The following is a 3,737-nucleotide window of genomic DNA, read 5'->3' as shown; positions in this document are numbered from 1 at the left end:
CGCGCCAGCCGATCGTGACGGTCAGCGCCGACCAGGCGGTCTCGCCGGTGCCGGCGTGGCGGCCGCCGGCGGTGGCGGTCAGCGACGACAACCAGGCCGCGCTGCGCAAGCGCGCCGACGCCGCGCTCAAGGCCGGCGATCTGTACGCCACTGCCGATTCGGCGATCCCGCTGTATCTGGCCCTGCGCGGCTTCGCCCCCAACGACCGCGGCGTCGCCGCCGGGCTGGACCGCGCGGTGGCGTTGCTGCTGGCCGAGGGCGACGCCGCGCTCAAGCGCATCGACGAGGAGCCGCTGGCGCTGCGCGACGCGCACCGGGCCGCCGCGGTGGCGCGCGCGGTGGCGCCGGAGCACCGCAAGGTCGAGGCCTTCCTGGAGCGGCTCGACGCCGCCGACCAGGCCCAGGAATCCGACCGCCTCGGCGAGGAGGCGCTCAACGCCGGGCGCATCGGCGAGGACGGCCGCGAGGGCGGGGCGCTGGCGCACTTCCGCGACGCGCTGGAGGTGCGGCCGCGCGACGTGCGCGCCCAGCAGGGCATCGCCGCGGCCGAAAGCGCGCTGATCCGCCGCGCCGAGCTGGCCGCCGACCGCGACGACTACGCCGGCGCCGAGCGCTGGCTGGCCCAGGCCGCGCAGGTGCGGCCGAAGATGCAGACCGCCTCCGACGCCCAGGGCCGGATCGCCGCGCAGCGCCAGGAGCGCATCCGCCGCCTGCGCGACGAGGGCATCGCCCTGCTGCCCAAGCTGCGCGGCATCGACGACGCGCGCGGCGTGCTGGCGACGCTGCTGCGCATCGCCCCGCCCGGCGATCCGGCCGCGGCCGAGCTGCGCGAGCGGATCGAACTGGCCACCCACTACGGCCTGTTCCGCCCCGGCCAGATCTTCACCGACGCGATGAACCTCGGCGGCCGCGGCCCGCAGATGGTGGTGATCCCGCATGGCGCGTTCCGCATGGGCGCCGAGGCCGGCGAGCCCGGCTCCAGCGACGCCGAGCGGCCGCTGCGCAACATCCGCTTCGAACGCGGGCTGGCGGTGTCGCGCTACGAAATCACCGTCGGCGAATTCCGCCGTTTCATGAACGCCAGCAAGCACCGCGCCCGCGCCACCCGCCGCGGCTATTCCATCGCCTACGACGAACGCAGCGGCAACCTGGTGCGGCGCGGCGGCGTGGACTGGCGCTCGGACTATGCCGGCCAGCCGGCCGCCGACAACCTGCCGGTGGTCCACGTCAGCGCCAAGGACGCCACCGCCTACGTCGAATGGCTGTCGGCGATCACCGGCCAGCGCTACCGCCTGCCGAGCGAGGCCGAGTACGAATACGCGCTGCGCGCCGGCAGCCAGGGCCGCTATCCCTGGGGCGACGGCGCGCCGCCTGCGAAGGCCGGCAACCTGACCGGCGCGCTCGACCTCTCGCCCAGCGGGCGGCGCTGGCGCAACGCCTTCGCCGGCTACGGCGACGGCTTCTGGGGGCCGGCGCCGGTGGGCAGCTACGCGGCCAATGCATTCGGCCTTCACGACATGGGCGGCAATGTCAGCGAGTGGGTCGCCGACTGCTGGCACGACAACTACCGGCGCGCCCCGCGCGACGGCGCGGCGTGGTTCAACCCGGGCTGCCGCACGCGGGTGTTCCGCGGCGGCTCGTGGTCGAGCTCGCCGGCGCAATCGCGCGCGGCGTGGCGGCAGGGCACCAGCGCCGACACCACCAACGGACGCCTGGGCTTCCGCGTGGTGCGGGATATCTGATCTGATGTCCGCCTGCGCGCCGCGGCTGCGAAGGTGGAAGCGGCGGGGCAGGGCGCCGGCGAGGCCGCCGGCGGCATGGCAGGCAGGGCAATTCGCGGGCGGCGACGCCCGGCATTTTTCGGGAGCGGGCGGATGAGAGTGGATCCCTACGGCAATCAGGCCCAGGGCGGGCGACGCGGCTTCGGCGGGTTCCGCTGGTGGATCCTGCTGCTGTTCGGCCTGTACGCGGCGTGGTCGTGGTTCGGCAGCGCCAAGACCGATCCTTACACCGGCGAGACCGCGCATTACGGCACCAGCGCCGACGAGGAGGTGCAGCTCGGCGAGCAGGCCTTCGTGCAGGTGCTCAACGACGCCACCTCGCAACGCGCGCTGCTGGCCTCCAGCGCGCCGCAGAGTCAGGCGGTCAGCCAGATCGCCCAGCGTCTGATCGACAAGGTGCCGCAGGTCACCGAGGCGCTGGCGCGGCAGAACAACCAGGAAGCGCCGACCGACTACCGCAACTTCAAGTGGAGCGTGGCGGTGATCAATTCGCAGGAGGCCAACGCCTTCTGCCTGCCCGGCGGCAAGATGGCGGTCTACACCGGCCTGTTCCCGGTGACCCAGAACGACGACGCGCTGGCGGTGGTGATGGGCCACGAGATCGCCCATGCGCTGCTGCGCCACGGCTCGCAGCGCATGGCCCAGCAGAAGCTGGTGCAGCTCGGCCAGGTCGCGGCCGGCGCGGCGGTCGGCGGGATGGACCCGCAACAGCAGCAGATGATCATGGGCGCGCTCGGCGCCGGCGCGCAGTACGGCCTGGTGTTGCCGTACGGCCGCAACCACGAGACCCAGGCCGACAAGGTCGGGCTGATGCTGGCCGCGGCGGCGTGCTACGACCCGCGCCAGGCGGTGCCGCTGTGGCAGCGCATGTCGCAGCTCGGCGGCGGCCAGCGGCCGGCGGAATTCGCCTCGACCCACCCGGACCCGGCCAACCGCATCCAGGTGCTGCAGCAACTGATGCCGACCGCGCTGAAGTTCTACCAGGCCAACTGCGCCAACAAGCCACTGGCCGCGAACTGACCCGCAGCCCCTGTAGGAGCGGCGCAAGCCGCGACCCCGACATTGCGCCTACGACGCAAGCGAGGTTTCGCAGCCGCGGCTCGCGCCGCTTCTACAGGGAGCAGGCGCACCCATCAGAAGCTCATGAACAAGCCGCCGTTGACCGGAATGTTCGCGCCGGTGATGAAGCCGGCCTCGTCCGCGGTCAGGAACTCCACCGTACGCGCGATCTCGCTCGGCTTGCCCAGCCGTCCCACCGGCACCGACTCGACGATCTTGCTGCGGACCTCCTCCGCCACCGCCATCACCATCGCCGTCTCGCAATAGCCGGGCGAGACCGAATTCACCGTCACGCCCTTGCGCGCCACCTCGCGCGCCAGCGCCATGGTGAAGCCGTGCATGCCGGCCTTGGCCGCGCAATAGTTGGTCTGGCCGAACTGGCCGGTCTGGCCGTTGACCGAGCTGATGTTGACGATGCGGCCGAAGCCGCGCTGCGCCATCGCGTCGACGGTGTGCCGGCACAGGTTGAACACGCCGTCGAGGTTGACGTTGAGCACCTCGTCCCAGGCGCGCTTGTCCATCTTGCGCAGGCTGCCGTCGCGGGTGATGCCGGCGGCGTTGACCAGGATGTCGATCGCGCCCTCGCGGCCGACGATGCGCTGCACCGCCGTCGCGCAATCGTCGAAGTCGCCGACGTCGGCGGCTTCGAAGGCGATGTCGTGGCCTTGGGTCTGCTGCGCGAATTGCGCGACGCGTTGTTCGCGCGCGCCCAGGTCCAGCGCGATCACGCGGCGGCCGGCGCGGGCCAGGGCCAGGCAGATCTCGCTGCCGAGCCCGCCGATGCCGCCGCTGACCACGGCGATGCGTTTGTTCATGCGATTACCTCGAAAACTGGAGCGCGGCGGCGGCGATGCGCGCGGCGCCCGGCGCGTTCGCGGCCGCGTGCGGCCGTGCGTC

At 72.8% G+C, this 3,737-nt stretch carries 3 protein-coding genes; 2 read left to right on the top strand and 1 reads right to left on the bottom strand.

Translation table 11 applies throughout. The features are described from left to right. Both A7A76_RS21845 and A7A76_RS21840 read left to right on the top strand, forming a co-directional pair. The coding region (locus tag A7A76_RS21845) for an SUMF1/EgtB/PvdO family nonheme iron enzyme (protein WP_206413287.1) at positions 1-1,742 on the top strand (1,742 nt) is incomplete at its 5' end. Positions 1,743-1,874: 132 nt separating this feature from the next. After that, positions 1,875-2,801 (top strand): M48 family metallopeptidase, encoded by a 927-nt coding sequence (locus tag A7A76_RS21840; protein ID WP_206413286.1) that lies wholly within the window; start codon positions 1,875-1,877, stop codon positions 2,799-2,801. A gap of 113 nt (positions 2,802-2,914) precedes the next feature. Here A7A76_RS21840 and phbB read toward each other — a convergent pair whose 3' ends face one another. Then, complete coding sequence (phbB, locus tag A7A76_RS21835) at positions 2,915-3,655, bottom strand: acetoacetyl-CoA reductase (RefSeq protein WP_206413285.1); 741 nt, start codon at positions 3,653-3,655, stop codon at positions 2,915-2,917. Positions 3,656-3,737 lie beyond the last annotated feature (82 nt).

Source organism: Lysobacter enzymogenes, assembly GCF_017168095.1.
Taxonomy (GTDB): Bacteria; Pseudomonadota; Gammaproteobacteria; order Xanthomonadales; family Xanthomonadaceae; genus Lysobacter; species Lysobacter enzymogenes_D.
The sequence above is the reverse complement of the archived record's forward strand: the minus strand, read 5'-3'. Positions and strand labels throughout refer to the sequence as shown.

Bases quoted from the DNA above. Each gene is read 5' to 3' on its own strand.
- A7A76_RS21840 (WP_206413286.1), top strand. From the start codon at position 1,875: ATGAGAGTGGATCCCTACGGCAATCAGGCCCAGGGCGGGCGACGCGGC.
- phbB (WP_206413285.1), bottom strand. From the start codon at position 3,655: ATGAACAAACGCATCGCCGTGGTCAGCGGCGGCATCGGCGGGCTCGGC.